Source organism: Dactylosporangium sp. McL0621 (genome assembly GCF_049995355.1).
Lineage (GTDB): Bacteria > Actinomycetota > Actinomycetes > Mycobacteriales > Micromonosporaceae > Dactylosporangium.
The window spans coordinates 10987896-11012965 of the sequence record NZ_CP188259.1; the positions used below are offsets into that span (position 1 = coordinate 10987896).

31 protein-coding genes and 2 tRNA genes are annotated in these 25070 nt (G+C 68.1%); 13 read left to right on the plus strand and 20 right to left on the minus strand.

Going from position 1 to position 25070, the window contains the following annotated elements; genetic code table 11:
- The first annotated feature begins 68 nt into the window (after positions 1-68).
- A complete protein-coding gene (locus ACPPVO_RS51970) occupies positions 69-500 on the plus strand; it encodes a DUF3052 domain-containing protein (RefSeq protein ID WP_360379081.1) in 432 nt (143 codons plus the stop codon).
- Between the two features lie 69 nt (positions 501-569).
- Here ACPPVO_RS51970 and ACPPVO_RS51975 read toward each other — a convergent pair whose 3' ends face one another.
- Entirely contained in the window at positions 570-3224 is a 2655-nt protein-coding gene (locus ACPPVO_RS51975; protein WP_426506702.1) for an Hsp70 family protein, read from the minus strand.
- Positions 3225-3270: 46 nt separating this feature from the next.
- Here ACPPVO_RS51975 and ACPPVO_RS51980 point away from each other — a divergent pair, with 46 nt between their 5' ends.
- On the plus strand, positions 3271-3729 hold the full coding sequence (locus tag ACPPVO_RS51980; protein ID WP_426506704.1) for a peroxiredoxin: 459 nt from the start codon (positions 3271-3273) through the stop codon (positions 3727-3729).
- A 71-nt stretch (positions 3730-3800) separates the two neighbouring features.
- Positions 3801-3872, plus strand: a tRNA-Val gene (locus tag ACPPVO_RS51985).
- Between the two features lie 75 nt (positions 3873-3947).
- On the opposite strand, the gene ACPPVO_RS51990 is transcribed toward ACPPVO_RS51985, so the two are convergent.
- The 15 genes from ACPPVO_RS51990 to ACPPVO_RS52060 all read right to left on the minus strand — a co-directional run bounded on the left by ACPPVO_RS51990 (position 3948) and on the right by ACPPVO_RS52060 (position 13881).
- Entirely contained in the window at positions 3948-5171 is a 1224-nt protein-coding gene (locus tag ACPPVO_RS51990; RefSeq protein WP_426506705.1) for a tyrosine-type recombinase/integrase, read from the minus strand.
- Positions 5164-5367, minus strand: coding sequence for a helix-turn-helix domain-containing protein (locus ACPPVO_RS51995; RefSeq protein ID WP_426506707.1), 204 nt, complete (start codon positions 5365-5367; stop codon positions 5164-5166). The genes ACPPVO_RS51990 and ACPPVO_RS51995 overlap by 8 nt, the downstream gene beginning before the upstream one ends.
- A gap of 37 nt (positions 5368-5404) precedes the next feature.
- Complete coding sequence (locus ACPPVO_RS52000) at positions 5405-7171, minus strand: replication initiator (RefSeq protein WP_426506708.1); 1767 nt, start codon at positions 7169-7171, stop codon at positions 5405-5407.
- Positions 7172-7262: 91 nt separating this feature from the next.
- Entirely contained in the window at positions 7263-8285 is a 1023-nt protein-coding gene (locus ACPPVO_RS52005) for a hypothetical protein (RefSeq protein ID WP_426506709.1), read from the minus strand.
- On the minus strand, positions 8282-8515 hold the full coding sequence (locus ACPPVO_RS52010) for a hypothetical protein (RefSeq protein ID WP_426506710.1): 234 nt from the start codon (positions 8513-8515) through the stop codon (positions 8282-8284). The genes ACPPVO_RS52005 and ACPPVO_RS52010 overlap by 4 nt, the downstream gene beginning before the upstream one ends.
- The gene (locus ACPPVO_RS52015; RefSeq protein WP_426506711.1) at positions 8512-8784 is read right to left on the minus strand and encodes a hypothetical protein; all 273 of its coding nucleotides are present in this window, start codon (positions 8782-8784) and stop codon (positions 8512-8514) included. Before ACPPVO_RS52015 ends, ACPPVO_RS52010 begins: the two co-directional genes overlap by 4 nt.
- Positions 8781-9011: a hypothetical protein gene (locus tag ACPPVO_RS52020; RefSeq protein WP_426506713.1), complete on the minus strand. Its 231-nt coding sequence runs from the start codon at positions 9009-9011 to the stop codon at positions 8781-8783. The genes ACPPVO_RS52015 and ACPPVO_RS52020 overlap by 4 nt, the downstream gene beginning before the upstream one ends.
- A 238-nt stretch (positions 9012-9249) precedes the next feature.
- Positions 9250-9669: an RRQRL motif-containing zinc-binding protein gene (locus tag ACPPVO_RS52025; protein WP_426506715.1), complete on the minus strand. Its 420-nt coding sequence runs from the start codon at positions 9667-9669 to the stop codon at positions 9250-9252.
- Positions 9650-9937, minus strand: coding sequence for a hypothetical protein (locus ACPPVO_RS52030; protein ID WP_426506717.1), 288 nt, complete (start codon positions 9935-9937; stop codon positions 9650-9652). Before ACPPVO_RS52030 ends, ACPPVO_RS52025 begins: the two co-directional genes overlap by 20 nt.
- Positions 9934-10311, minus strand: a complete 378-nt coding sequence (locus ACPPVO_RS52035) for a DUF6197 family protein (RefSeq protein WP_426506718.1) — start codon at positions 10309-10311, stop codon at positions 9934-9936. The genes ACPPVO_RS52030 and ACPPVO_RS52035 overlap by 4 nt, the downstream gene beginning before the upstream one ends.
- Before the next feature lie 38 nt (positions 10312-10349).
- On the minus strand, positions 10350-11000 hold the full coding sequence (locus ACPPVO_RS52040) for a DUF6197 family protein (protein ID WP_426506720.1): 651 nt from the start codon (positions 10998-11000) through the stop codon (positions 10350-10352).
- A 98-nt stretch (positions 11001-11098) separates the two neighbouring features.
- A complete protein-coding gene (locus tag ACPPVO_RS52045; protein ID WP_426506722.1) occupies positions 11099-11371 on the minus strand; it encodes a hypothetical protein in 273 nt (90 codons plus the stop codon).
- Entirely contained in the window at positions 11368-12264 is an 897-nt protein-coding gene (locus ACPPVO_RS52050; RefSeq protein ID WP_426506724.1) for an FtsK/SpoIIIE domain-containing protein, read from the minus strand. Before ACPPVO_RS52050 ends, ACPPVO_RS52045 begins: the two co-directional genes overlap by 4 nt.
- A gap of 106 nt (positions 12265-12370) precedes the next feature.
- Complete coding sequence (locus ACPPVO_RS52055) at positions 12371-13414, minus strand: hypothetical protein (RefSeq protein WP_426506726.1); 1044 nt, start codon at positions 13412-13414, stop codon at positions 12371-12373.
- A gap of 131 nt (positions 13415-13545) precedes the next feature.
- The gene (locus ACPPVO_RS52060) at positions 13546-13881 is read right to left on the minus strand and encodes a hypothetical protein (RefSeq protein ID WP_426506727.1); all 336 of its coding nucleotides are present in this window, start codon (positions 13879-13881) and stop codon (positions 13546-13548) included.
- 198 nt (positions 13882-14079) lie between these two features.
- Between ACPPVO_RS52060 and ACPPVO_RS52065 the strand changes: the two genes are divergently transcribed.
- The 3 genes from ACPPVO_RS52065 to ACPPVO_RS52075 are packed head-to-tail and all read left to right on the plus strand — an operon-like array spanning position 14080 to position 15492.
- Positions 14080-14697 (plus strand): helix-turn-helix transcriptional regulator, encoded by a 618-nt coding sequence (locus tag ACPPVO_RS52065; protein ID WP_426506729.1) that lies wholly within the window; start codon positions 14080-14082, stop codon positions 14695-14697.
- A 4-nt stretch (positions 14698-14701) separates the two neighbouring features.
- Complete coding sequence (gene cutA / locus ACPPVO_RS52070) at positions 14702-15010, plus strand: divalent-cation tolerance protein CutA (protein WP_426506730.1); 309 nt, start codon at positions 14702-14704, stop codon at positions 15008-15010.
- Positions 15010-15492: a VOC family protein gene (locus ACPPVO_RS52075; RefSeq protein WP_426514857.1), complete on the plus strand. Its 483-nt coding sequence runs from the start codon at positions 15010-15012 to the stop codon at positions 15490-15492. Before cutA ends, ACPPVO_RS52075 begins: the two co-directional genes overlap by 1 nt.
- Before the next feature lie 235 nt (positions 15493-15727).
- Here ACPPVO_RS52075 and ACPPVO_RS52080 read toward each other — a convergent pair whose 3' ends face one another.
- Both ACPPVO_RS52080 and ACPPVO_RS52085 read right to left on the minus strand, forming a co-directional pair.
- Complete coding sequence (locus ACPPVO_RS52080) at positions 15728-17662, minus strand: ATP-binding protein (protein ID WP_426506732.1); 1935 nt, start codon at positions 17660-17662, stop codon at positions 15728-15730.
- 560 nt (positions 17663-18222) lie between these two features.
- Positions 18223-18846, minus strand: coding sequence for an HNH endonuclease (locus ACPPVO_RS52085; protein WP_426506733.1), 624 nt, complete (start codon positions 18844-18846; stop codon positions 18223-18225).
- A gap of 376 nt (positions 18847-19222) precedes the next feature.
- Here ACPPVO_RS52085 and ACPPVO_RS52090 point away from each other — a divergent pair.
- Positions 19223-19291: transfer RNA gene (locus ACPPVO_RS52090), tRNA-Val, on the plus strand.
- 217 nt (positions 19292-19508) lie between these two features.
- Here ACPPVO_RS52090 and ACPPVO_RS52095 read toward each other — a convergent pair.
- Positions 19509-19829, minus strand: coding sequence for a GYD domain-containing protein (locus ACPPVO_RS52095; protein ID WP_426506735.1), 321 nt, complete (start codon positions 19827-19829; stop codon positions 19509-19511).
- 312 nt (positions 19830-20141) lie between these two features.
- On the opposite strand from ACPPVO_RS52095, the gene ACPPVO_RS52100 reads away from it, so the two are divergent.
- The 5 genes from ACPPVO_RS52100 to ACPPVO_RS52120 all read left to right on the plus strand — a co-directional run bounded on the left by ACPPVO_RS52100 (position 20142) and on the right by ACPPVO_RS52120 (position 24194).
- The gene (locus ACPPVO_RS52100; protein ID WP_426506736.1) at positions 20142-20933 is read left to right on the plus strand and encodes an alpha/beta hydrolase family protein; all 792 of its coding nucleotides are present in this window, start codon (positions 20142-20144) and stop codon (positions 20931-20933) included.
- A 298-nt stretch (positions 20934-21231) separates the two neighbouring features.
- Positions 21232-21753 carry a SigE family RNA polymerase sigma factor gene (locus ACPPVO_RS52105; protein ID WP_426506737.1) on the plus strand — a complete coding sequence of 174 codons (522 nt, stop codon included), beginning with the start codon at positions 21232-21234 and terminating at the stop codon, positions 21751-21753.
- A 23-nt stretch (positions 21754-21776) separates the two neighbouring features.
- A complete protein-coding gene (locus ACPPVO_RS52110) occupies positions 21777-22643 on the plus strand; it encodes a hypothetical protein (protein WP_426506738.1) in 867 nt (288 codons plus the stop codon).
- Positions 22644-22768: 125 nt separating this feature from the next.
- The gene (locus tag ACPPVO_RS52115; protein WP_426506740.1) at positions 22769-23293 is read left to right on the plus strand and encodes a hypothetical protein; all 525 of its coding nucleotides are present in this window, start codon (positions 22769-22771) and stop codon (positions 23291-23293) included.
- Between the two features lie 31 nt (positions 23294-23324).
- A complete protein-coding gene (locus tag ACPPVO_RS52120; protein ID WP_426506742.1) occupies positions 23325-24194 on the plus strand; it encodes a hypothetical protein in 870 nt (289 codons plus the stop codon).
- Here ACPPVO_RS52120 and ACPPVO_RS52125 read toward each other — a convergent pair.
- Positions 24191-24646 carry a winged helix-turn-helix transcriptional regulator gene (locus ACPPVO_RS52125; RefSeq protein WP_426506743.1) on the minus strand — a complete coding sequence of 152 codons (456 nt, stop codon included), beginning with the start codon at positions 24644-24646 and terminating at the stop codon, positions 24191-24193. The two genes, ACPPVO_RS52120 and ACPPVO_RS52125, sit on opposite strands and share 4 nt — an antisense overlap.
- Before the next feature lie 58 nt (positions 24647-24704).
- On the opposite strand from ACPPVO_RS52125, the gene ACPPVO_RS52130 reads away from it, so the two are divergent.
- The gene (locus ACPPVO_RS52130; RefSeq protein ID WP_426506745.1) at positions 24705-25070 is read left to right on the plus strand and encodes a PPOX class F420-dependent oxidoreductase; all 366 of its coding nucleotides are present in this window, start codon (positions 24705-24707) and stop codon (positions 25068-25070) included.

The window sequence follows — 25070 nt, forward strand, 5'->3', positions numbered from 1 at the left end:
TGCGTTGACGGCCCGTACTGTGTGGACTACGCGCTAACAGTGGTTGTTGCGACAGGAGGCAGTGGACAGTGAACGCGACCGCGGGTCAGGCCGAGGTGAAGAGCCTGGCGGACCGGTTCGGGGTTGAACCGGGCATGGTCGTTATGGAGATGGGGTACGACGACGACGTCGACCAGGATCTCCGCGACGTCCTGATCGACCGGTGCGGGGAACTGGTTGACGAGGAAACCGACGAGGTCGTCGACGTGGTGCTGCTGTGGTGGCGCGACGAAGACGGTGACCTGGTCGAGACGCTCATCGACGCCCTCGGCCCGCTGGCGGACAACGGCGTGGTGTGGCTGCTGACGCCGAAGGCCGGCCGTCCCGGGCACGTCGAGCCGAGCGACATCAACGAGTCGGCGCCCACCGCGGGGTTGCAGCAGACCTCGACGGTCAACGCGGGCAAGGACTGGACCGCGGCCCGGCTGGTTGCCCCCCGAGCGGCGCGCTCGCGCCGGTGAGCTTGTGAAGTAGGCCTGCGGGCCGCGCCAGTCTCGTCCGGCGCGGCCATCTCTCGCCGGTGGGTGAAGTCACGCCGTGGGCAGCGGCGTGGCCTTCTTCGAGGCCGGGGTCGACGGGGGCTTGGAGCCCCATCCGGAGCTCGACGTGGACGGCTGCGGGTTCTTCGTCCGGGTCGCGGTCGGCCCGGTGCCCGGCTGCCAGTCCTCCGGCATGAAGGCCCGCACCTGGGTGAACGAGGCGTCGGCAGTGGTGCCCGTCAGGGTGAATGCGCCCAGGTTCACCTTTCCCTGGTGAATCTGGTCGTCGCTGATCGGCCCGAAGCGCACGCCATTGACATAGGCGTCGAGCTGGTCGCCGTCGACCTTGAACGCCATGAACGGCTCGCCCGGGGCGGGCTTGATGGCCCACTCCTTGAGCAGGTCCTTCGGGCCCGGCAGGTCATTGTGCAGCTTGTACAGCCGCACGTAGTTGTCGTCGCAGAGGCCCAGCGTGTACCCGTAGTCGCCGGTCCGCAGCCACATGCCCGCGCAGCCCGCCCCCAGCCTGACCTTGGCCTCGATGCTGCCGTCGGTCATGGGCACGTCCAGCGGGGCCTTCAGGGTGCACCCGGTCAGCCCCGGGGCCGAGCCCGTCGTGACCCGCAGCCGCCCGCTGCCGGTGTCACACCGGCCGCCCTCGGACTCCTGCTGCGACTTCCAGAGCGTGTCGACCGCGCCGAAGCCCGGGTCGCGCCAGCCGTTGGGCACCCACTTGGGTTCGTCTTCCCGGTTGTACTGCGGGATCGTCGCGGCGCCGCCGCCGGACGAGCCCGGGTCCGGGCTGGACGTCGAGTCGCTCGACGCCCGGTCGTCGCCCTTGTCGCGGTTCTGGAACACCACGTAGCCGGCCAGGCCGAGCGCGAGGACCAGGATGCCGATCAGCAGCGGGACGGCCCAGTTGCGGCCCCTGGGCGGGGGCGGCGGGGCCTCCTCGCGCGGCGGCGGGGCGTAGACGGCGGGCTGGGCGGCCGGCGAGACGTACGCCTGCGGGGGCGGGGGCAGCGGCACCGCGCGCGGCGGCGGGCCCGACGGGGTCATGGGGCGCAGTCGCTGGGTCGCCTCGTTGCCGGCGGCGTGGTTGGGGGCCGCGCCCGGGTGCTGCTGGAACGCGGCGGGGCTCACGGGGGCGCCGCTGACCGGGTGCTGGGGCTGCCGGACGGTCGGGTAGTTCTGGAAGGCGGCCGGGCTCACCGGGGCGCCGCTCATGGGTACGCCGCTCACCGGGGCCGGCTGGAAGGCGGCCGGGCTCACGGGGGCGCCGCTCATGGGTACGCCGCTGACCGGGGGCTGCGCCTGCTGACCCCCCGGATGGGTGAATTGTCCCGGCTGGGCGAACTGCGCGGCCTGGGCATTCTGAGCGGCCTGGGCATTCTGGGCGGCTTGGGCATTCTGGGCCGCTTGGGCATTCTGGGCCGCTTGGGCGGCTTGGCCGGCCGGGGCGTTTTGTGCGGCTTGGGCAATAGGGGCGTTTTGTGCGGCTTGGGCGGTCTGCTGGGGCCACATGACGCCCGCGGCTCCGGCGGCGGCCGCGACTGGACCGCCGGTGGGGGCGTTCTGCGGCTGGCCGTTGGGCGGCGCGGCCTGCGGCTGGCCGTTCGCCGGCGCGGCCGGGCGGGCCAGGTTGACCCAGGCGCGCAGGCTGCCCTCGGCGACGACGAGCTCGGGCTGCTCGATGACGGTCGGGGCCAGGCCGAGCTCGCGCTGCAGGAGGGTGGCGACGAGCGGCACCCGGCTCGACCCGCCGACCAGGAACAGCCCGGCGAGCTTGTCCTTGTCCATGTTGGCCCAGCGCATGACGGCCCCGGTGGTGCGCACCGTCTGCTCGAGCATGGACCGGGCCTTGTCCTCGAACTGCTCGCGGGTGATCGTGACGTCGGCCGCGGCGATCGGCACGTGCAGCGCCGCGCTGGCCGAGCGCGACAGCATCTCCTTGGCGATGCGCGCGTCGTCCCACAGCATGCGGCGGTGGCGGCGGTCCTCGGTGCTCTGCGGGTGGTCGAGCCGCGCCCACACCTCGGCGTCCTCGATCTGCCCGCGCGCGTGCTCCACGATGAGGGCGTCGAGGTCGAGCCCGCCGAGGTCGTCGATCCCGTCGACGGCGCGGACGTCGAACCCCTCCCCCGAACGGCTCACGAGGCTGGCGTCGAACGTGCCACCCCCGAAGTCGTACACGAGGAGGCCCTGGTCGCCCGTAAGAGGCTTCTGCAGTACACCCGCGAAATAATGCGCGGCGGCGACCGGCTCCGGCATCAGCGCCGGCTGGGGCAGCCCGGCGAGCTTCGCCCCTTCGACGAGCGCGAGCCGCCGCGACACGCCCCACGCCGCCGGGTGCGTCAGGGTGAGCTCGGCGACAGGGCCGCCCGCGACCCGCACGGCCTCGGAGTTGACGTGCCCGAGCACCGCCCCGATCAGCGTGGGCACGGTCAGCTCGCGGTCGCCGAGCAGCACCGTGCCGTCGTCGATGCGCCGCTTGGGGCTACCCTCGAAGCGGCTCGGGTCCACCCGTGCGGCGTGCACCGCGTCGCGCCCGACCAGCAGCGCGCCGTCGGTCTGGGCGTAGACCGCGGACGGCAGCAGCGGCGAGCCGTCGAACAGCAACGGGCGCACCCTCCCGTCCGGCCACGCCAGGAGCGCGACGGTGTGGGAGGTCCCGAAGTCGATGCCGAGCCGCGGCCCTGCTGCCATGCGGGCGAGTGTAGGCCCCCGGTACGACAGCTGGCATATTCGAGGCATGACAGTGGATGTCGGAGATCCGGCACCGGACTTCGTCCTGCGCGACCAGAACAACCAGGAGGTCAGACTGACCTCGTTCCGTACCCTCCGGTCGGTGCTCCTGGTGTTCTACCCGCTCGCGTTCACCGGTACGTGCCAGGGCGAGCTGGCGGCCCTGCAGTCCGGCCTGGACGCCTTCCAGAACGAACAGGTCCAGGTCCTGACCGTGAGCGTCGACTCCCCGTACGCACACAAGGTCTGGGCCGACCGCGAGGGCTACACCTTCCCGATGCTCGCGGACTTCTGGCCCCACGGCGCGGTCGCCGACGCGTACGGCGTCCTGAACCACGCCAAGGGCTACGCCGACCGCGGCACGTTCCTGGTGGACCCGGACGGCATAATCGCCTTCACAGAGCACATTTCAGCGGGCCACGCGCGCGACGTTTCGGTCTGGCGAGCGGCGATCAAGGCCCTCTAGCTGCCCGGCTGGGGCGGGAGGACGCCTTTGGGTACCATCTGGGTACCCGTCCTCGGATTCTCGAGGCCCCGGGGCGCGTAGCTCAGCGGAAGAGCACCCGCCTTACAAGCGGGGGGTCGTTGGTTCGAACCCAACCGTGCCCACACAGATTGACCAGGCAGTTTGCAGTCAGCAGCACGGCAGCACAGGCCACCTGTAGCAACGGGTGTAGCAGCGCCTCAGTCCAGGTGGTCGTCAAGGCGCTTCATCCCCTCCCGCATCGCGTCGAGGTTGGTGTGCGCATAGATCTTCAGCGTGATGTCGACGTCAGCGTGCCGGGCGATGGCCTGCACCAGGTGCGGCGGCACACCCTGCTCCAGCAGCAGCGTCACCATCGTGTGCCGAAGGTCGTGCAGCCGGACACCGGGCAGGCCAGCCCTGGCGCGCAGACCCTCGAAGTGCCGGTTGAGGTTGCGCGGCTCCATGGGCGTGCCGACCTCGGAGGGGAAGACCAGGTCGTGGTCCTGCCAGCGCTCCCCGATCCGCTGCTGCTCATCGCGCTGCCGCTGCTGGTGGTCGAGCAGCGTGACCCAGGTCAGTTCCGGCAACGGCAGTAGTGCGTCCGAGTCTTCGGTCTTGGTGTCCTGGAGCACGAGACTGCCGGCCACACGCTGCGTAGTCTTGTCCGGCAACCAGGTGCCGCGATCCAAGTCGAGATCCGCCCAGCGCAGGCCGAGCAACTCACCGCGACGAAGGCCCATGGTCGCCGCGACGACATACAGCGGGTGCAGCCGATGGCCTTCCACGGTCTTCAGCAATAGTCGCACCTGCTCGACCGTCAGGCCCTTTCCGACCTTGTAACGCGGTGCCTTGACTTTGACCAGCATGGCAACATTGCGGAGGACGAGTTCCTCGCGGACCGCATGCGCGAGGGCGTTTCGCAGCACCGCATGAACGAATTGCACCTGTCGGGTTCCGGGCGTCCGGCGACAGCATTTTCCGGCCGAGCAGCATTGCTTATCGGCACGACGTTTTCTGTCCAATCCCGCCGAACAGCAGAGACATTTCTGCCGGAACGTCGAGAGGAACGCACGCACATCATGTGCGCTCAGTTTGTCGAGGCGCTTCGTGCCGAGTCCCGGGATCAGATGCAAGCGCACAACACTCTCGTAACCCTCCAGCGTTTTCGCCCGCAGTTCCTCGGCGTGAACCTTCAGCCAGTACGGCAGATAGTCACGCATCGGCCAAGACCGCTCGGGCACCGGGATACCCTGCTGGGAGCGAGCGACCAGCTGCACGAGCTGCCCGTGAGCCGCCTCCCACGACTCGCCGTAGACCACTTTGCGCCGCTGCACACCAGCCGTGGTCAGCACATAGGCTGCGCCCACCCAGAGACCGTCAGATTTCCGTTGATACACACTGCCTTCACCGTTTCGGCGGCGAGGCTTGGCGGTCTCACTCATGACGCATGCTCTCCAGCCCGTCCGGCAGTTCCACAAGCCGAGCAACCAACTCGCGACATGCATCCATCGGAATGCGCCGGGAGCGGCCGAGCTTGACCGACTTGAGAACCTGCAACCGAATAAGGTCATACACCGTTGACTTGCCGACATTCAAGACCTCGGCAGCTTCCGTCGCCGTCAACAGCAGTTTCTCCACGCGTTTCCCTCCCCAGGGAGATTGACGTTCAGACGAGCTAGGCGGCTACCAAGGTGCCGCCGGAAAGTACGGCCGTGCCGATTTCGTGGGCGAGTTCTTCGCGGGCGGCGTCTGCTCGGGCGCGGGCCATGGCGGCGGCGGTGTTGGCGAGGGCGGCGTCGCCGATGGTGTGCCAGCCCGCTCCGGCGAAGGTGAGGACGCCGACGACGAGGGTGGTTTCCTCGTCGAGGTGGTCGGCGGTGCGGATCGGCTGATCCGGGGTGGTGGTGTCGTTGGTGCGACGCCAGGTGACGCGGTTGGCGCGGAGCAGGCCGAAGGTGACGCGGTGGCGGCGGGCTTTGGTGAGGAAGTGGCCGCCGAAGCCGAGCATGTGCGCGGCGCGGCGCAGCCGGGCATAGGGGTTGGGTTCGGTCCCGCCGATCGATTCGGTGTCAACTTCGGGTTGACAGTCGGGGGTGCAGGTCGGGCAGACGGCGAGCCGGGTCCGGGTGCCGCAGTCGGGGCAGTCCCGGGGCGTCCAGCTGACAGCCGGGCGGGTGGGCCGAGGGCGGGTGGAGAGCCGTTGCGGGGTGCGGGTGGCACGGCCGAGGCGCCAGCAGGCGTCGATGAGCCGGGCGATGTGGTCGCCTTCCGGGTCGGCGTACAGGTCGACGGTGTCGGCGGTGAGGCGGGTGGAGCGGTGGCCGGTCACCTCGGTGGACTTGGTGGCGTACTTGGCGAGATAGCCCGCAGCCAGGCCGTCGGTGACGTCGTCCCTGCCGGTGAGACTGATCTCGCGGATGTCGAGGCCCTTATCCGGGTCGCCCCAGGTGACCGGCCAGCCGTCCGGACGGTCGGGGTGCACGGGGGTGCCGAACACGGTGTCGGTGGCGGCCTGGGCGACGGCGTCGTGCAGGTCGAGGAACGACAGTCCGGCCGGGGGTGGCAGCACGGTGTCCGGGTCGTCGGGGTCGTAGCCATCGAGGCGGATCAGGATGTGGAAGTGCACGACGCCGCGGCGCTGGTATTCGGCGACCTTGCCGTAGACGATCCGGACCGGGGCGACGCTGCGAACCTTCCCGCCGGGCAGCTCGACGAGCCGAAACGGGATGCGCCGTTCGCGGCAGCGTCGGGCGAGGTGACGGCTGAGGGCGATGGAGGTGCGCCGCCACAGTTCGCCGGAGAACAGGTTCCACACGACCTGGTGGTCGTGGTCATAGCAGTCCAGGCACAGCGGCCGCCCGATGACGGTGTCGCCGGTCTCGTGACGGGCCCAGCACACGGCCGGCTGTCCGTGACGGCAGCGGCCCGGGGTGTTGGAGCGGGCGTGGCAGGGCTCGGCGCGGCAGTCGCAGCGACCCCGGTTGGTGCAGGTGTGCTTACGCACGACCCGGGTGTGCACGGTGCCGAACGAGGGTGCGGTGAGGGTGACGAACGCGGCCGGGTGCCGGGCGACGGCGGCCGGGACGCCCTTGCCACCGACGAGCATGGTCCGCAGGACCTGGTAGGCGTCGCGCTGGTAGATGCGGGCGCAGGCCGGGCAGATGCTGGCACGGCGGTTGCCGCACGCCTTGTAGATGACGCCGTCCGGTAGGCGGTCGGTCGGGGTGTGCCGGAAGACCTCGCCGCCGCCGCCGCTGGTGCCGCGCACGGTGTAGAGGTCACCGGCGAGGCGGATCGGGCGGGTGCAAGCCGCCGCCGAGGAGATGTGCTCGAGCCAGTCGCCGTAGTCCGGCTGGGCGGTGCGCACGGCGACGTGGTCGCGCAGTGTCAGGGGCTGGAACGCGGCGACCTCGGCGAGGAGCTCGGGCGGGGTGGCGCTCATCGCGGGCCTCCGTTCAGAGAGAGGTCGGCTCGACCGAGGCGCCCACACCCGGAGTGGTTAGCTCCGGGTGTGAACGTCAGCGTCGAGACGGTCACGCGGTCAGGTCCACGCGGTTGCCGTTGGCGGCCGCCACTGGCTGCTGGGAACGGGCCGGGTCGAGGTCGAGCAGCGCGAGGAGCTGGTCTGCGGTGTCGGTGCCGACCTGCAACCGGCGGGCGAGTGCACCACGGGTGATCAGTTCTCCGGTGGCTTCCAGGTGCGCGGCGGCGATGTGCCGGGCGCGGGTGAGCAGTGCGGCCGGGGCCGGAAGCTTCGTTGGCTGTGCAGCGTCGGGCGCAGTGACAGGGAAGTCGGGCGCGGACGGTGCGGGTGCCTGCTCCGGTGCGGTCGGCACGTTCATGTGCCGGTGCGTTGTGGGAATGGCCTGCTCGGTGATGGTGTCGGAAGCGGATGCCACCTGAGCCTGAGCCCGGGGACTCGCCGCGGCGGCGGCCGGGGCCGTGATCGCAGGCGCCACAGGCGCGGGCTCGACCACGTCACGCGGGGTTCCGGTGGCCGGCTGCTGGACCGCAGCGGGCGCGGGGACCTGGTCGATGACGACCCGAGCGGGTTGCGTGCTCGATGTCGTCTGCGCGATCGGTGTCGTCGGGATAGGTGCGGTGGCCGCAGATGCAGTAGCGGCCAGGTCGGGCTTCTGCGTGGTCTTGTTCGGCTTGGACGCCGAGAACACGAGCTTGGACAGCAGGAAGAACGCCACGGCGGGCAGGGCCGACACGAGCCAGCCGAAGATGCTGGGCACCGCGACGGCGAGTTGGGCGGTCAGGGACACACCCATGAACAGCAGGATGAGGAAGACGGCGTAGCCGATGGAGCCACCAGTGCGGCGCCGACGTGCGATGTAGATGAGCGAGGCGACCGGAACGAGTTCCGTAATGACGGCATTGCCCCAGCCGAACCAGTCGGGCGTGTCCTCGGGGCTGTTGTCCAGGGTGAAGTCGTGGACGTGGCTGAACGACGCCGCTCCGGCCATGATGCCGATGAGCAGCACGATCAGGACCAGGACGCCGAAGGTCAGACGCTCTGACCAGTCCCGGCGCGGGGCTGCATCGCTCATCGCGACCCCCTCAGGAAGTCCATCAACTGCTCGTCGAGGGTCGCCGCGGCGCGGCGCAGCCCGATGGCGACGAGTTCGTCGAGGAGCCGGTACATGCGCTCCTGGCCGATCTGCCGGCCGATGAGCCGGATGAGGCCGACGGCGCCTTCGCCGTCGCAGGCGGTGCAGGCGGCGACCAGCGCGTCGAACAGCGCGCGGACGTAGTCGCGGTCGGGTTGAGGCGTGGTCATGGGGAGACTCCCGTGGTGAGGATGAGGCCGGTGGCGGCCTGGTCGTCGATGCCGAGGGCATGCAGTCGGGCGGCGATGGTGAGGGCTTCGGCCTCGATGGCGCGCAGCCGGGCGTGGGCTTCCGGGCTGCCGGAGGTGAGGCCGTACTCGACGAGGGTTCGGTTGGCGTCGCGGATGGCGGCTTGTTCGGTCTGCAGCCGCTGGATGGCGACGGTGAGCCGATGCACGGCCGGGTCGGTGATGCACAGGCAGTCGGTCGTGGTGTTCATCGCTGGGCCTCGGTCTTGCGCCGGGCCTCGGGGCTGCAGGCGTGGTGGTGTTGGGAGATGTGGCAGCCGCACGGCAGGTAGCCGCCGTGGTTGACCTGCGGGTGCGTGATGTCGCCGATGGTCCGCTGGGCTTCCCGGGCTGTCCGCCTGGCCGCTCGGCGCTGGCGGATCTGCTCGAACACGGTTTGGCGGATCGCGCGGCGCAGCGCGTCGTTGGTGCCGCTCATGGCTGGTCTCCGTTCGGGGCAGCGAAGCCGGTGCAGGGGCAGTCGGTGAAGAGGCAGGCTCCGGCGAGGTTTCGTCCGGTGCAGGTGCCGGTCGGGGTGACGATGGCCGCATGGATGGCGGCGGCGTGCCGGGCGCGGATGTGCCGGCAGTGGCAGCGGTCGGACCAGGTCTGACCGGTGGCCGGTTCGGTGCACACGCTGCTGTGCGTGGCGTGGTCAGCGCGGGTTGCGGCGGTCATCAGGCGCCGTCCGGGATGCAGTCGAGGCATTCGCCGTAGCGGCGGGGGATGTAGTAGGGCTTGTGCTGCTGGCAGCTGGTGCAGAAGCGTCGGGCCAGCAGGGCCTTGCCGACCGCGGCGAGCTGGGCCGGGGTCGCGATGCGCTTGGTTTTGGCGTGCTGGATGTCGTAGAGGTAGGCGACGCGCCGGCGTCCCTTGTGCCGCCACAGGATCTGCGCGGCGATGTCCTGCCCGCCGGGGCACAGCTGCTGGGAGCGCAACTGCCTCCGGGTGGCCAGATGCGTCGGGGCCCACCGGTAGGGGTACGTCGGCAGCCCGTAGCGGTTGCCGTCCGGGTCGTAGAACTCGACCTTCATCCCGAGCGCGACCTGGGTGTCCAGGACAGCGACCCGCATCGGGTCACTGGTCAGTGCCGTCATGACGGTCACCGCCCCACCGCTTGTGTGCGGCCTGTCGGCTGATGCCGAGGCGAGAGGCGATTTCCTCCCAGGAGTAGCGGCGCCGGTGGCTGCGCAGGCCGGTGACGGCCTCGCCGATGGCGGTGTCGAGGTCCTCGGAGAGGGCGACCATGTCAGCCAGGGCCTCGATGTCGCCAGCCGCGACGCGGCGGGCATAGGCGCGCACGATGCGCCGGGCGAAGGCGCCGAACTCGTCGTTCTCCACGACGTTGCGGCGGTGGGTGCTCATCGGGCATCACCGGCCGAGGCGCTGAAGGCGTCGGCAGCGGCATGCAGGGTGGTGACCACCTCATCGGCGGTCCGGTTTGGGGCGTCGTTCCAGCCCGAGACGGTGTTGCCGAAGTGGGACTTGGTGTAGTCCTCGAAGAACAGCACGGCGTCGGAGAAACCGTTGGTCGGGTTGAGCGTCAGGTCGGTGTAGCTGCCCCAGGGGTCGCGGCGGACCCGGCCGTAGGCGGCGTAGGAGATGGCGCCGATGGCGCACGCGGCGGGCAGGGTGCCGGTCTCGCGGTCGGTGCGTCGCGTGCCGGAAGCGAAGTAGTCGTACCTGTGGTGGCCGTGCTCGGCGATGTAGTGGGCGGCGCGGCGCAGGGTGTCAGCCACGCTGGTTGTCAACTTCGGGTTGACAGTGTTCTTGGGCATCAGGATTCCCCGGTGGTGTCGGTGTCCTCGGCGTCGCACGCGGCGTCGCCGGTGCGGTGGTGGGTGGCGTCGTAGGCGTCAGCGGCGGCCCGCATCGCGGTGACCGCCTCGATGGCGGTGCGGTCGATCTCGTCGTTCCAGCAGGTGATGGCGTGGGCGCTGTAGGCGAGCCAGCCGAGCAGGTGCATTTCGGGGTCGTTGAGACCGAGGTGGTCGGCGAGGGCGGCAATGGCCATGTCGACGTGCCAGCCGAGGACGCCGTCCAGGACGTCACCGGGCATGGCCTTGCCGTAGACGGCGGCGCGGACGGCGCCGGTGATGTCGGCGGCCGGGAACGGCACGGTCAGGTCTGAGTACCGGCCGTAGGGCATCCAGCCGTGGTGCTCGAGGTAGGTCGCTGCGCAGCGCAGCGTGTCGGCCGGCGTGCCGTACAGGTCGATGGCGACGAGCTCGTCGGCCTGGTCGCCGGGCTCGGCCGGCGGCACCTTGCTGACGTAGGAGCGGACGTATCGCTCGATCAGGTCCTGCTCGTAGGCCTCGACGTCCTCAGCCCAGACCGTGAAGTAGTCGGCGGGCAGGTCCAGGGCCGCCGCGACCGCCTCAGGGTCGTGCTCGGCGGGGTCGAGGGCCAGTTTTTGGGTAGGGTGCACGGCAGCCACGTCCTTTCGACAAAGGGCTGTTGGTTGGTTGGGACGGCGGCGCCAGGAAGCCGGGAAGCGTGCTGGTGTCGCCGTTCGAGAACGCGCGCCTACCGCTGCGGGGCGGCGTGCTTGAGCAGCAGGTTCAGCAGTCGCAGCAGGTGCGCCAGTCGGGCGCGGGGACCGGCCTCGCCGATGTCGAGGCGGATACTGAGGCGGATCTCGGCGTACTCGCCGCCGCCGTCACGCTGGATGCGGGTCAGGGTGTAGGTGCCCACGTTCGGGGCGGTCCTGGTGACCGGTTCGGCGCGGTGCTCACCGAGCCGACAGGTGTGGTCCTTGGCGCACCACTCGCTGTGGCGTTCGCGGGCGAGGAGGCTCATGCCGCCACCGCCAAATCGTCAGGGCGCAGTTCGGGCCGGTACAGCCCAGCGGCCGAACGGACCGTGTTCTCAGCGCGGAGCCGTTCCGCATACCGCGCGATGCGCCGGATGTCCAGATCGGAAAGGTAGGCCGACTTCACCAGCTTCGGCACGCCGCCTTCAGCGATGAGGTAGCCGACGCCCTGATTGTTCGGGGCGATGGTGTTGGCGCTGAAGCCGCGAGCGGCCCAGCCGTGCCCGAGGACGACGTCGGAGGACGAGTCGGTGGTGCAGCGACCGGCGAACCGCCACGCGAACAGATCCCGCAACGAGGTGGGGATGATGTCCGACGACGGACGCTGCGTCGCGGCGACAACCATGATGCCGACCGCGCGGCCACGAGCCACGACGTCGCGCAGCAAGTTGGAGAACTCTTCCTGGGTCTTCTTGTCCCCGACCGTGACGGAGAAGTAGGCGATCTCATCAACCGCCAGCAGGTACGCGGTGATCTGGTCACCGGGCTCGATCTTCCGGCGCTCGCACCAGTCGAGGTACTCGTACCGGTTATCCATGATCTGCTGAACACGGCGCAGCACCCGCAGCGCCCGTTCGATGTCCGGGCCGACGAACACGTCAGCAACCCGCTTCCACAGACCCAGCTCGACACGCTTGCCGTCCAGCAGGATCAGCCGGCAGTCCAGCGACAGCGCCGCGTGCGCGACGAAGTTGTTGAGCAGGCTGCTCTTCCCGGCGCCGGGTTCACCGCCAGGCAGCAGGTTGCGGAAGATGATCGGGACGTAGACGTCATGGCCGAACTCGTCAATGCCGAGAAAGACCGGGTTGAAGATGGACAGGGTCTGACCGATCGGCGGCGCTGCTGCGCGCAGGCCGAGCGGTGACACAGCTTCGGCCATCGGAGGTAGCTCCCAACAGGATGGGGTGTGGGCGCGGGACATGGCGTCCAAAGGGACTGGGCCCGCGCCGACACAGAGTCAGATGGGTACTGAAGAGATGGGGTGCCTAGATGAAGGCGTCGTACTCATCGGCGTCCGAGGGACCCGGCTTGTCAGCCTTCGGTTGACGTGGGGCACGGCCCCGTTTCGGCTGCTCGGCCGGAACGTCGTTGGTGAAGTCGTCCGGGCTCAGGTCCAGGTCCAGGAGCGGCGGCATGCCCGGTGAGGTCGGTGTCGGGTCGTCGGCCGGAACCATGCGGGCCAGCGGCGAGAACACCGTGGCGCGCAGCGGGTCGCGGCGGGTCACGTCCACCTGCACGAGCGCGGCGTACGAGGACTGGCCCCGCAACACCCGCACGTCGGTGGCCCAGCACGCGACGGCCATCTTGTCGGTACGGCCCTCCAGGTCGCTCAGCGCGAGACCGGGACGCAGCCACACCCACACCCGTTCCCCGGCAGGGGTCGGGCGCGCCCACAGGACCAGCGGCGGGTTACCCGCGTGGTTGGAGCCTGCGGCGTGGATGAACGCGGTGAAGCACACCCGCAGCCGATGCCGTACGAGCAGGCACCAGACCAGGGCCACGACACCACGGCCGAGCGCGGACAGCACCGCGGCGAGAACCTCCACCGCCCGCAGCCAGCCCCAACCCGGGCGCTTCGACCAGCCGCAACGGCGCAGCAGCCAGCCCAGACCGGTGGACACCAGGACCACCGCCACGACCGACAGCAGCGTCGCCACCAGCGCAGGTGACTCCATGACAACCGTCCACGCGTACAGCAGCCCAGCCGCCGTCACGATCTCGGTCGCCCAGTGCCAGAACACCCGCAGCACCGGCCAGCAGAACACCAGCGCAGCCACAACACCACCGACCACGGCGCCGATGAAAGCGCCGGCCACCAGACCCACCAGCGGGTGATGGTTCGCCGACACCACAACAGCAGCGAGAACGGCGGTGATGACCGCAGTGACCCAGAACGCGATCACTGCCTTGCGCGCGTACGAACGCCGAACCTGCGCATCGATCGCGATAGTGACCGCGCGACCCACCGATGCAGACGTAGAGCCGGACCTGCTCCGGCCGCTAAACTTGGACACGACACGTCCTCCCACTCAAGGGCTCAAGGACTGTTGAAAGACCGGACCCGGGGTCGCAGCGACGCCAATCACAGGCGACCCCGTGTCCGAACACCCGGCATCCGGGTGCGTTGACACGTACGTGTCACGTGCAGGCACGGAGCAGGTCAGGCGACCGACTGCAGGCGCGCCACGTCCACCGGGCGGATCTCACCCACGCGGAACGCGACACCCGAACGGCCGTTGTTCGCCCACGGGATCATCTCCACGCTGGACAGCTCCACCGGCTGCCGCCACCGCAGGTCCGGCTTCGTCGCCGACGCCAACGTGACGTCCATCTGGTGAACACCGGCGTCCTCGCCCTGGAACGCGTTGACCTCCACGACCCACACCGGGTTCTTCGACACCGGGTCGATCTTCTGCGCACCGTTCCCGTCGAGCTTCGGAGCGGCCGTCTTGACCACCTCGAACTCGTAGCCCGACATGTCCAACATGTACTTCATCCGCTGAGCCACTTTGGGCCCTCCCTCATGACGGAGCGCAACAGCGCTCTAACAACAGGACTCTTACGTCCTGCGATAGGACTAACTAGGCCTAGTTTGCCGGACGTATCAGTCCTCGTCAAGGACTCAAGAGTCCCCATCGGACCTACGGGTCCTGTCGACGCGGACTAAAACGTCCGCGAGAATGGAGGAGTGGAAATGGCAGAGGTACTGCGGCAACGGCGGACTGAACTGGGCATGTCCCAGGCCGATCTCGCCACCGCAGCGGGTGTAGACACCCGACAAATCAGACGATATGAGGCGGGCGAGCAGCAGCCCGTGTTGTCGGTCGCCGTTGCGATCGCGAACGCACTCCAGATCACCGTCGGCGAGTTGGCCGGCATCCCGAGCTACCGCCTGAACCTGTCAGGCGACTGGTGGGCGTCCTGGCAGACGTTCAAGGACCACGAACAGGTCATCACACTGCAAGAGGTCAAGTTCCGCCAAGAGGGCCAACGGATCGACGTCGCCACCACCACGCGAGGCATCGCCGTCGAAGACGGGGGCTACCACTGGCAAGGCGAGCTTCGAATCTGGGACAGCGAGATCCTGATGGGCTGGTACGCAGCAACGGACGGATCGGTCCGCTCCAAAGGGACGATGTACTTCGTCCTCCATCCCCACGGCCAACGCATGTCCGGCCGCTGGGTCGGGATCAGCTACGACGGAAAGGTCGTCACCGGCTGGGGCTCAATGGCGCGCACCGCCGAAGAAGCCACGGAAACCATCAACGCCCTGATAAACGAAGAGGCCGGGGATGCAACCAGCGGTAAGTGAGGTCGTGATCACCGCACCCGATGCCGAATGGCTAGCTGCCTTCACCCGGCGGCTCATCGAGGACCGGCTCTGCTCGTCAGGACACTGCATCGAAACAATCCGGTCCATCTACAAGTGGCAAGGCGAGATCTACGACAAGCATGAAGCCCGAGTCATGCTCCACACCCGGACTTCCCTTGTTCAACAGATCATCGATCGGACGAACCGCGAACACCCGTACGAGGTGCCGTGTGTACTCGCCACACCGATAACACTCGGAAACGCAGCGTACCTGCAATGGATTCTCGACGAGACGAACGAGTCTGGGGAATGATGAGCCATCATCGAAGTCGAGTCTGTTACTTCACAATCGACTGTGACGACCTCGATAGTGCAACTCGATTTTGGTCGGCCGCTCTAGACGCGCAGGAGGAGGAACTACTAGAGCCAAGCCGCCAGGTGTACCGGCAACTCCGGCTACCAGACTCCGAGATTCGTGTACTGCTCCAGCGAACCGACGACGTCAAGATGTCCAAGGAGCGAATGCACATCGACCTTGAAACCGATGACGTCGAAGCCGAGGTTCGGCGTCTCGAAACGCTCGGCGCCACCCGGTGGGATCACCAACAGGAGCGCGGTTACGACTTCTGGGTTATGCGAGATCCGTGGGGCAACGAGTTCTGCGTACTTCAAATCGTATTTCCGGAGCTGTTGGGCCACCGTCCTCAGTGGCCCAACTACGGCGGCGATGGCGGATCTCAGGACGTCGGTGACAGGTCCATGCCGGGAGGGCCCGAGCTGTCCCTCGACGCCTGAAGTGGCACACCGCAGGCAGAGGCAAACGTCACCGTAAGTCAATCGTCAGCGAGTGGCAGGGCACCCGCCGCCGCCGGCGACCCTACGCAGACCAGTCACAGCGTCACGCTTCGCTTCGCGGAATGGCTCAAGTCAGGACGAGCAAACCAGCTGAAGCCGCCGGACTTGTGTCAATGCTGCCGGTTGGGCGATGCCGACGCCTACACGAACCGCAGCATTAGCTGCAGTTCCCGTGCTATTCGGAGAAAGGGATGAATTCGGCATGCCGCCGCTGAAGATATGTCCGGCTCGTCTCGTCCGTAGATACTAGATCCAGAGCCGACCGGAAGGCTTCAATCCGCCGTTGCGCTCGGTCGAGCAACGTTGCCCAGTCGATCACCCACAGTCGGTAACGAGCAGTTACGCTTACAAGGCCAGGTTGGCTAACGTCGTTTGAAAGATTCTTTACCGCGTCATCGATTTCAGTTCCGACCAGCCAAAAGTCCCACGCATGCAGGCCGCTTGCGACCTCTGCATTACCCGTGATGGCAGTAGCGTAGTTATTGAGCTGTCCAAATTCGGTCATCGTTAGTCGCATCGGTCGTTTCAGCTCGACGACCAGATGGCGGCTACGTTCGCTCTCTGGAAGGTACCGGTAGAAAACCATATCTACACGGCCACGCCTGCCTGAGGGCAATAGGACCGGACGCGGTGCGAATACGGTATTTGGCGACTGACTCACGACCATCTCTACAACACGCGCCAATCCGGACTCGGACAACGCTAGGGCCCACTCATCGCCAAAGATCCATGGCTCGGATACCAGCATAGGGTGCAGCTGATCAACTTCTCGAAACGTCCTACGGGTTTCGTCGGAAAATAGCAGCTTTCCGAGACCGCTTATGAAGTCGGAACGGTCGGCCACCGTCTGTGCGGCTTGGACAATTGATGCCAATTTCGTGCGTTCCAGCAGATCCGAAAGAACCTGCTGCTCATCGGGGGTAAGATCGAGAACTGCATTCAAAATGCGGTTTGTCCGAGACGGTTCCGCGCGCGCCGCTTCCTGTAGAAGGCGTAGAGAGAACCGCTTCTGCTTGACGTCGCGTCCGATCGCAGGGCTCGCTACGACTGCGACGATGTCAAAGATCTCCCGTTCCACTTCCTCGGCAGGACTTGCGGGCTCGCCCAAATACGGGTAGACACCTTCCGACTTCCATTCGGCAAGGATCTTTCCTTTTTGCTCGTAAAGCCGCTGATTTAGATGCTGAGTCAATGCGTGCTGTGCTACTGCAAGCAGTTCTCCGTGCCGAACATCTGGCACATAAAGATCGGCATGTCCCATCAGCTCATGGTCGCCAAAACCGTCCCAGAGCAGGTACGCGCTCCAATGGATGGGCGCCGGGGGAAGTCGATTAGGCTTGTATTCGGTCACAACGCGACCATGTTCGTCGCACAAAAATATGGCCTTCGAGCGCATGTCCGCAGACCATTCAACAACACGAAGGCGCGGATTCCCCTTGTTTTGAAGGGCCTCATCGCTTACTACGACGTCCAGATCGATGTCTAAATTGACGTAGTCAGCTGGATCAAGAGCGTTGTCATTGTAGGTCACCTTCACGTCAGGAAGGGCGAGGAGAGTCGCGGCAAGGCGTGCCATTACCGGCAGGACAACGTCGCCATCGACGAGAACCTGTACCCGTTGTTCCTGCCTCGCGATAAGACGGACAGTCGTGCCTGTCGGCTCCTCTGCCGGCCGTGGGCCGTCCATCGAGAACTCGTTCGGCGCACTGCGTCGACTGTAGATCATCGTCTCGGTCATCGCGTCGCCGTCCATTGCGACGGTTCGCCACTCGACTCGATCTGCGATGCCATAGACAAGAAACCGTCCACGCCCGAAATGCCCATGCATCGGTCGAGCAATGTTTGGCGAAAATCGCCGTGCCTTCTTCCAGGACTCACCGTGGATTAAGAACAAGTCAGGCACTTGACCGTAGGTCATACCGTGCCCATCATCACGGATAACGATCTCTTCCGGAGCGCCAAGCTCGTTGACGGTGACCGTTACATCAACATTCATGGCCTCTGCGTCGAGCGCATTCCAGATCAACTCGGTAACGATGTCGACTGGCGTGGCTCGATCCGCCAGCGCGAGGAGTGTGTCACTACCAGCTCTGACCCGCTTGGTCTCCATACCGGCAGCCTACGAGAATTGGCCCAATGCCAGCTAGCCCCTCTGGCCGTTCAGGTTAGGTATTCCGCCTACCCGATGTTGAGGTACATGCTTGTGAGAACTTTCTGTACGTCTTTAAAGCGCCGCTGACGCGGCGCACCGTGGCGCCACGGGGTCGCTCCGCGCCCTGCTCCGCTCCGGCTTCGCCTGCGCGGGCAGGCAAGCCCCGGCGCCCGCACCGGTGTCAGCGACGCAAGATCAGAGGCGCACACAAAGAATGCCCCGGCCCGCCGGCCGAAGCCGAGGACCAGAGCGTTCACGCTGGTCGGTGGAGCAACTTGAGGTCTGAGCGTCACTTGCGGTGCGGCAACACCCTCCCCGCCACCATCTTCTCTTAAGTGATGGCTGACCTTGTCAAGGTCGTTCGTCCAGCCGGGCGCTCCACCTTGACAAGGTCAGCCATCACAAGAACCTGGCACCGGTGAGGGCGCCGCCGCTGTGAGGGGCTCGCCTTAGAACAACGCCTATGCGGCGTCCGCGCACGGCGTCAACTCGGAGTTGACGGGACCAGGCCGCGAGCGTCATGGGCTGTCGGGGTCGAGGGGCTTCGCTCCAAGCCACGCGTCAAGGAACTCCACACCTGCCGGGGTCAGTCGATAGAAGTCGGTATCCGGCATGAGCGAATTAATCGCGGCCGGCACTACGGTTAACCCCACGGTTGATCCGAGCGCGGCGACGTGCCGGGTACCAGGGGGAGACAGCTCCATGTACCCGTCTTTGATCAAATACATCATCAACAGCCGGAGAGAGCTCGGGAGTTGGATCGACAGGCCACGGGCGAGGTCCGGAGCAAGATGCGGGTTCCCCGCCAGAACTTTTGCGACGGCTTCGCGCTGATCGGCCAAAACCTCAAGCACCCGGCGCTCCAAGTCGCTGTACCTGCTGTTGAGAATCGCAAGGTTGGCCTTGTACTGGCGAAGCGACTTGCGGTCGATCTCACCGTGCCGCGTGCCCTTTCGTCCGTGGCAATTCGCGCACAACACGATCATGTTCTCGAAATCGTGCCGCTGGACCTTGGCCCAATCGTCGATGTGTTCGATCTGCAGGGGGCCGATCTGGCGGCACGTTGGTATAGCACAGCGATGACCTGCCTCGATCATCAAGCGACGCTTTAGCTCAGCTGGAACGTCTGGACGATCGGCCATTCGCGCAGGATACGCCAGGCAATCGCTTCGGATCGCCACTGACGCGCGAGGGGCAGCAAAGCGGTGGCTAGCAGGGCGACTGACGGGTCGACGTGTACGCCGGATATCCGTCATGCCGTACAGCAGCAAAGTACAGCATCCGTACCCGCCGAACCGACCTGCGCGGATTCGCCGCACGCCGTCTGACCTCGACCGACACCTCAGCAGACCGCCTTGCCGACAGTTCACACCGAAGCGATCGGCATGACCTGCTGTCGGGGAGAACACCGGGACACGAGCTTGCCGCTGCTGTAGCACGGGCTGTAGCAACCTCCATGGCCACTCAGCGATGTCCGTACGTCGATCAAGCAGGGCCGCCCACGTAGTAGACAGTCGAAGGTCGATGGACGGGCGCCGCCCGGACCTTACAAGCGGGGGGTCGTTGGTTCGAACCCAACCGTGCCCACTGGATTTCTGCGCCTTCGGCGCGGCGGGGGGTTCCCACCCCGCGCCCCCCATGGCCGCTGCCGCGTCCACTGACCTGGCTCGCGCCGGTCAGCTCACCGGCTCCCACTGATGTCTTTGAGTGCTCCGGCCCGAGGCCGGACGGGTCGTCGTCCCGCAGGCCGTGCTTCCGCCGATAGGACGGCCGCTATGAGCGCAGGTAGCGTCGGCCGGCCCGATCAGGCGCCCGGCGCGCGATACTCGACAGCCTGCTGAACCGCTCGGTCGACCTCCGCCGGGCTGAGCAACGCCACGGTCCTCGTGGTCGCTCCACCGGATGCGCCAATCGCGAAGGCGACGGCGGCGGCGGATTTGTTGTCGGGCAGGTCGCAAATCACATGTGTGTCTTGCTCGCCGAATGTGAAGTCGAACGATTCAAGGTGCCCGCCGACACTTTCGGCCATCTTGCGGGCCGCGTCGACCCGCCCGCTGCCGCCATCCTTCATCAGCCCGCGGAGTCCGTCGAGCGTGTAGGTCGCCTCGATAAGGAATCTGGGCATCGAGATCACCCCCTCCGAGCAAGCGTAGCCGTCGGGTGCATGCCGGCCGAAACGATCTGACCTGCGAAAAGTACCGCCTCATTGAGGTGGGCCCGACGACCGAAATGTGTGCTACGGGCATCACGAATGACGACGGCCGGCGAGGCGAGAGAGTCGCCGGGTGACCAGCGCTTCGGCAGCGCGGTGTGATCCTGAAGCATCGAGAGGCTCCACGGCGGACAAACGTCCTTGGTCAATTGTTGAACCTTGCGCCGGTAGCGCTTTCCGCAGATCCGTATGCAACTGCGGCGGCCCGGCGGAGGTCAGAATGGTATGCGGATCGTTCTGCTCGCCGCCTGCGGCCTCGTGCTCACCGGCTGCGCCGGAAGCGCGTCCACGAACACCCCCGCCGACGCCTCGAAGGGCGCGTCGGTCGTGGCGGCGCCCGGCCCGACGAACGGCTGGTGCGCCGATCCTGAGCTCAACGACAAGCAGGTGACCTTCGCAAGCCAGGGCGGATACCTCGCCGCGTACCTGCTCGGCGAGGCCCGCGCCAAGATCGCCCTAGTCCTCGCGCCGCAGTCGGGCGCCGATGCGTGCTCATGGCTCGGGTGGGCGAAGCAGCAGGCGGCCGCCGGCTACCGGGTGCTCGCGTTCGACTTCAACGGCGAAGGCCGCTCGGTCCGCGGCATCACCGGCACGTTCACGCCCTCCGGCGACGTCGCGGCGGCCGCCGCCTACGCTCGGGAACACGGTGCTGTCAGCGTGGTCCTGATCGGCGCGTCGCGCGGCGGCACCGCGGTGCTGGTCGCTGCCGCCCGCCTCACCCCGCCGGCCGCCGGGGTGGTCAGTGTGTCGGGTGTTGCCGAGTACATGTACGAGAACGCCGTGCAGGCCGTGCCGCGGCTGACGATGCCCGTGCTGTATCTGGTGGCGAAGGACGACAGCCCGGCCGCCGATGACGCGCAGGCGATGTACGCCGCGACCCCCGGTGAGCGCCGCACGCTGAGCGTAGTTCCGGGGCGGGGGCACGGCCGGGCGCTCGTGACTGTCGGCGCCGACGGCTCCGCCGAGGCGTCCGCGGCCATCGCGGCCTTCCTGACCGCCAACGCCAAGCCCGCCTGACACCGCCGACCAGACCGAGGCGTCGGCCAAGGCAGACGTACCGGCGCAGCTTTACGGCAACGCTTACGGCAACCGCCGCGAACCGCGTTGAGCGCTCCGGCCCGAGGCCGGACGCAATCCACTCCTCAGGCGCTGCCGGCGCGGGCCCGGGTCGCCGCCGGGCCCTGGCCAACGCCGGCGGCGGTCAGGCGACTCCTGCGTCGCGGCCTCGACACGTGTCACTGCCGTGGTTCGGTGGTCAACCTCGCACGGCACTCAGGGAGTGTCAGGGGTGGTTTCATCGACGAGAGGTGACCCGATGGACGAGGATTTCGTCGAATTCGTGCGGCGGCGGGGCGAGCACCACCTGAGAACGGCGGTCCTGCTCACCGGGGACTGGCACACAGCCGAGGACCTGGTGCAGTCCTGCCTGAGCAAGCTGTACCGGGTGTGGCATCGCCTGGACACCGCCAGCGCGCCCGACGCGTACCTGCGCCGCATCCTCGTCAACACCTACCGGTCCTGGTGGCGGGCCCGGTGGCGCCGTGAGGTTCCGCGCGCCGACCTGCCGGACCCGCCCGGGCCCGGTGACCTCGGGGAGGCCGGCGCCATGGCCGAGGACGTCCGGCGGGCGCTCGCGCGGCTGCCCGGCCGGCAGCGCACGGCGCTGGTGCTGCGGTACTTCGAGGACCTGCCGGAGACCGAGGTCGCATCGCTGATGGGCTGCTCGGTGGGGACCGTGAAGACCCACACGCACCGCGGCCTGCAGGCGATGCGGAAGCTGATCCCGCCGGGTACGGCGGTCAACCGGGCCGAGGCCGAAGGGAGTGGAGTCCGGTGACAGACCGATACGAGGAGGCGCCGATGAGTCAGCACGAAGTTCGCGCACTGCTCCTGCGAGCCACCGAAGACCGCCCGCCGGGCCTGGACCTGGTCGCCGGGTTGCCGGCCGTGCGGCGGCGGGCGCCGGCCCGGGCGCTGGTCCCGCTCGTCGCGCTGGGGGTCGCGGCCGCCGCGATCGTGAGCGTGCTCCTGCTGGCCTTGCCGCTGGGCGAGCCGTCGGCCCAGGCCCAGGTGGCCGCCGCGGTCGAGAACATCGACCAGCAGAGCTACCGGCTTCACGGTACCGGCGGCGATGGAAGGGCCTTCGAGGGAGCTTTCGATCCCGCCCGGCGCGTGGGCGTCATCACGGTGCCCGGGGAGGACCGGGAGACCCGGTTCATCGGCGACCTGATGTACGTCCGGGAACAGGGCGCGACGACCTGGACGGCCTACCCCCGCACCGGCCTCGACACCGCGCCGGTGGCCGTCGCCCTGGTCAAGCTCGGCCCGCTGGACACCCAGGCACTGCTGCGGCGGCTGCGTTCCGCCACGGACGTCCGGGAGGCCGGCTCCGCCTCCGGTGACGGGTGGACGGGGAAGCGGTTCACGTTCGTGGTGGTGGACAAGGCCGAGGCCAAGCAGCCGGAGGGCCGGTCCGAGACCCTCACCGGGGCCGTGGACGTGGACGACCAGGGCCGGGTCCGGCGGCTCCAGGTCGGTTTCGACACGAGCGGCCGACGCGAAGTGATGGAGTTCGGCGACTTCGGTACCCCGGTGACCGTCACGGCACCACCCGCCGCCGACGTGGACCGGTCCCCGACCGAGAAGCACGTGAAGACGACCGACAAGCCGACGGGCACGCCGGCCGAGGAAGCGCCGAACGGCAAGCCGACCAGCAAGAACCGCTGACGACACGTCAACCGCGCCTGCCCGGCCGGTACCTCAACCGCCGGGCAGGCGCGCCCGGGCGCGGTGATGTGGAGGGTCTGTGGAGGCCGGCGACGGTTCGGCGGTCGGGCCGTTAGGGTGCTTCGGTGCGCGATCCGCAGGTGAAGTGGTGGGTGCTCGGCGGCAGTCTCGTGGTCCTGCTGCCCCTGCTGGGCTGTGGCGGGCTCTTCGCGGCCCTCAAGTGGAGCGAGTTCAGCTGCCGGCGTGATGTCGAGAACGCGCGCACGACCGTGCGGACCGATACGAAGCCGATCCGGGCCGAGCTCGCGCCGCTCGGTGTGCCCGCCGAGGTGCACTGGGTACTCGAGCCCGATCGCCACTGCGAGATGCTGCCCACGCCCGGTACTGACCGCGACTCTCAGTCCGGTGTCGTGAAGCTCGATCCGGCGCAGGCCGAGGTCCTGGTCGGTCGCTACGCCGGGTGGGAAGCGGCCCGGCCGGGCGGTAGTGGCCTGCTCTCGCCGTACATCCCCAGCGGTGGCACCTGGCAGCGCACCGACGAGCTCGACGCGCAGTTCGTCGGGGCGCACTCCGGCGAGGAGGCCCGCTACTACGTGAACGTCGACAACGGGGCCGTGCTGTTCAGCTCGTACGCCGACCATGCCGGCTGAGGTTCCGCGCGTTCCCGCGTGGGTGATGGGCGTGGGCGCGGAGCCGGACAGCGTCTCCGTCCGGCTCTACCTCGACGACGTCGCGCCGGAGGAGGTGCTGCGCCGGTGGCACGCCGCGGTCGCCGATGTGCTCCTCACGGCCAGCCTGCCCGAGGGCTGGGGCCGGCCGCGGCCTCAGGTGCGCAAACACCAGAGCATCTGGTACTTCGAGCAGGCCGAGCCCCTCGTCGAGTACAACGTCGGCACGTCCTTGGCGTCCGGGCCGTTGACGATGCGGGCCTGGTCGACCTTTCCGCCCGAGCGGGAGGATGCCGTCCTCGCGGCCGCCGTTGAGCTGGTTCGGGTCGTTGCCGGGGTGGTGGACGTCGGCTACGGGCAGGTGGAGTTCAGCGGCCCGCCCGGTCCGAAGACGGGGCTCGTCGCCGGGCTCAACCGCGATCCGGAGCTGGCGCGGGAGCCCGCCCGGACCGCGTTGCGCGGGTACGACTGGGTCACCGTCGTGCCGCCGGAGCTGGTCGCGCGGCTCGGCGGGGCCGGCGTGCTGCGCGACTCGGGGGCGTTCCACCGGGTCGAGGGGCTCGCTCACGGGGGCGTGCTGGCGCAGGCCACCGAGTCGCCGCGGGCGTTCGACCGGAATGCCGCCCGGGCCGTTGCCGGCGTGCTGCGGCCGGTCTTCGCGGCCGTGCGTACCGCCGGGTCGTGGGGGGTCGAGGTCACCGGGGACGTGGCCGGGATGGTGCGGCAGTGGCGCCTCGAGGGCTACTCCTACTCGGGCCTGGCCCGGGTCGCCGGGCGGGTCCTCGGCGTGGACGCGGGCGCCGATGTGCAGTTCGGCATGGCGCTGTGCCGGGAGAGCGCGGCCGTGCTCGGCGAGGACGCCGACGACCGTCCCTGGAACTAGACGGCGGCGCCGGGGCCCGGCAGGACGTCCACGTCCGTGGCGTGCATGGGCTTGCCGCAGGCTGAGCAGGTCGGCTCCGCGTGGGCGATCTCGCCGCAGGTTCGGTGGCGGTACAGCACCGGGGGGCCCGCCTCGCCCGCGGTCCAGCGGTCGCCCCAGCGCACCATCGCCATCAGCAGGTCGCACAGCTCCAGGCCCTTCGCCGTCAGCACGTACTCGTGGCGGGGCGGGCGGTCCGAGTAGGCCCGGCGCTCCAGGACGTCCTGCTCCACCAGCCACGTCAGGCGCTGGGTCAGTACCTTGCGCGAGATGCCGAGGTCGGCCTGCAGCTGGTCGAAGCGGTTGATCCCCACGTACACGTCGCGCAGGACCAGCGGGGACCAGGGCTCGCCGATCACGTCCAGGGTGCGGGCGATAGAGCAGGCCATGTCCGAGAACCGGGTGCGTTGCATGGGCCAAGTCTAGTTGGTAGGTTCCCTAAAGAGACCTACTCCAGGGAGCGTGTGTCACATGAGCCTCGTCGACGACGTGAACATCGCCCACATCGCCACCGTGCTGCCCGACGGGTCGCCGCACTCGGTGCCCGTGTGGGTGGGGTGGGAAGGGGACAAGATCGCGGTGCTCACGTCGCCGCGGTCGCGTAAGGCTCGCAATCTCGCGCGGGATCCGCGCGTGGCACTTTCCATCACCGAGCGGGGGCGGCCCAACTCCACCGAGCTGATCCGGGGGCGGGTCGTGGCGACCGTCGACGGCGACGCGGCCTGGGAGATCATTGATCGAATCGCGCACAAATACACCGGCGGGCCCTACCCGCTGCGCGAGGACCGCATCGTGTTCCTCATTGAGCCCGAGCACGTCATCTCCAATAGTTATTGA

Coding starts and splice junctions, on each gene's coding strand:
- ACPPVO_RS51975 (WP_426506702.1), bottom strand. CDS start 3,224: ATGGCAGCAGGGCCGCGGCTCGGCATCGACTTCGGGACCTCCCACACC.
- ACPPVO_RS51980 (WP_426506704.1), top strand. CDS start 3,271: ATGACAGTGGATGTCGGAGATCCGGCACCGGACTTCGTCCTGCGCGAC.
- ACPPVO_RS51990 (WP_426506705.1), bottom strand. CDS start 5,171: ATGAGTGAGACCGCCAAGCCTCGCCGCCGAAACGGTGAAGGCAGTGTG.
- ACPPVO_RS52000 (WP_426506708.1), bottom strand. CDS start 7,171: ATGAGCGCCACCCCGCCCGAGCTCCTCGCCGAGGTCGCCGCGTTCCAG.
- ACPPVO_RS52005 (WP_426506709.1), bottom strand. CDS start 8,285: ATGAGCGATGCAGCCCCGCGCCGGGACTGGTCAGAGCGTCTGACCTTC.
- ACPPVO_RS52010 (WP_426506710.1), bottom strand. CDS start 8,515: ATGACCACGCCTCAACCCGACCGCGACTACGTCCGCGCGCTGTTCGAC.
- ACPPVO_RS52015 (WP_426506711.1), bottom strand. CDS start 8,784: ATGAACACCACGACCGACTGCCTGTGCATCACCGACCCGGCCGTGCAT.
- ACPPVO_RS52020 (WP_426506713.1), bottom strand. CDS start 9,011: ATGAGCGGCACCAACGACGCGCTGCGCCGCGCGATCCGCCAAACCGTG.
- ACPPVO_RS52025 (WP_426506715.1), bottom strand. CDS start 9,669: ATGACGGCACTGACCAGTGACCCGATGCGGGTCGCTGTCCTGGACACC.
- ACPPVO_RS52030 (WP_426506717.1), bottom strand. CDS start 9,937: ATGAGCACCCACCGCCGCAACGTCGTGGAGAACGACGAGTTCGGCGCC.
- ACPPVO_RS52045 (WP_426506722.1), bottom strand. CDS start 11,371: ATGAGCCTCCTCGCCCGCGAACGCCACAGCGAGTGGTGCGCCAAGGAC.
- ACPPVO_RS52050 (WP_426506724.1), bottom strand. CDS start 12,264: ATGGCCGAAGCTGTGTCACCGCTCGGCCTGCGCGCAGCAGCGCCGCCG.
- ACPPVO_RS52060 (WP_426506727.1), bottom strand. CDS start 13,881: ATGAAGTACATGTTGGACATGTCGGGCTACGAGTTCGAGGTGGTCAAG.
- ACPPVO_RS52065 (WP_426506729.1), top strand. CDS start 14,080: ATGGCAGAGGTACTGCGGCAACGGCGGACTGAACTGGGCATGTCCCAG.
- ACPPVO_RS52075 (WP_426514857.1), top strand. CDS start 15,010: ATGAGCCATCATCGAAGTCGAGTCTGTTACTTCACAATCGACTGTGAC.
- ACPPVO_RS52080 (WP_426506732.1), bottom strand. CDS start 17,662: ATGGAGACCAAGCGGGTCAGAGCTGGTAGTGACACACTCCTCGCGCTG.
- ACPPVO_RS52085 (WP_426506733.1), bottom strand. CDS start 18,846: ATGGCCGATCGTCCAGACGTTCCAGCTGAGCTAAAGCGTCGCTTGATG.
- ACPPVO_RS52095 (WP_426506735.1), bottom strand. CDS start 19,829: ATGCCCAGATTCCTTATCGAGGCGACCTACACGCTCGACGGACTCCGC.
- ACPPVO_RS52100 (WP_426506736.1), top strand. CDS start 20,142: ATGCGGATCGTTCTGCTCGCCGCCTGCGGCCTCGTGCTCACCGGCTGC.
- ACPPVO_RS52105 (WP_426506737.1), top strand. CDS start 21,232: ATGGACGAGGATTTCGTCGAATTCGTGCGGCGGCGGGGCGAGCACCAC.
- ACPPVO_RS52110 (WP_426506738.1), top strand. CDS start 21,777: ATGAGTCAGCACGAAGTTCGCGCACTGCTCCTGCGAGCCACCGAAGAC.
- ACPPVO_RS52125 (WP_426506743.1), bottom strand. CDS start 24,646: ATGCAACGCACCCGGTTCTCGGACATGGCCTGCTCTATCGCCCGCACC.
- ACPPVO_RS52130 (WP_426506745.1), top strand. CDS start 24,705: ATGAGCCTCGTCGACGACGTGAACATCGCCCACATCGCCACCGTGCTG.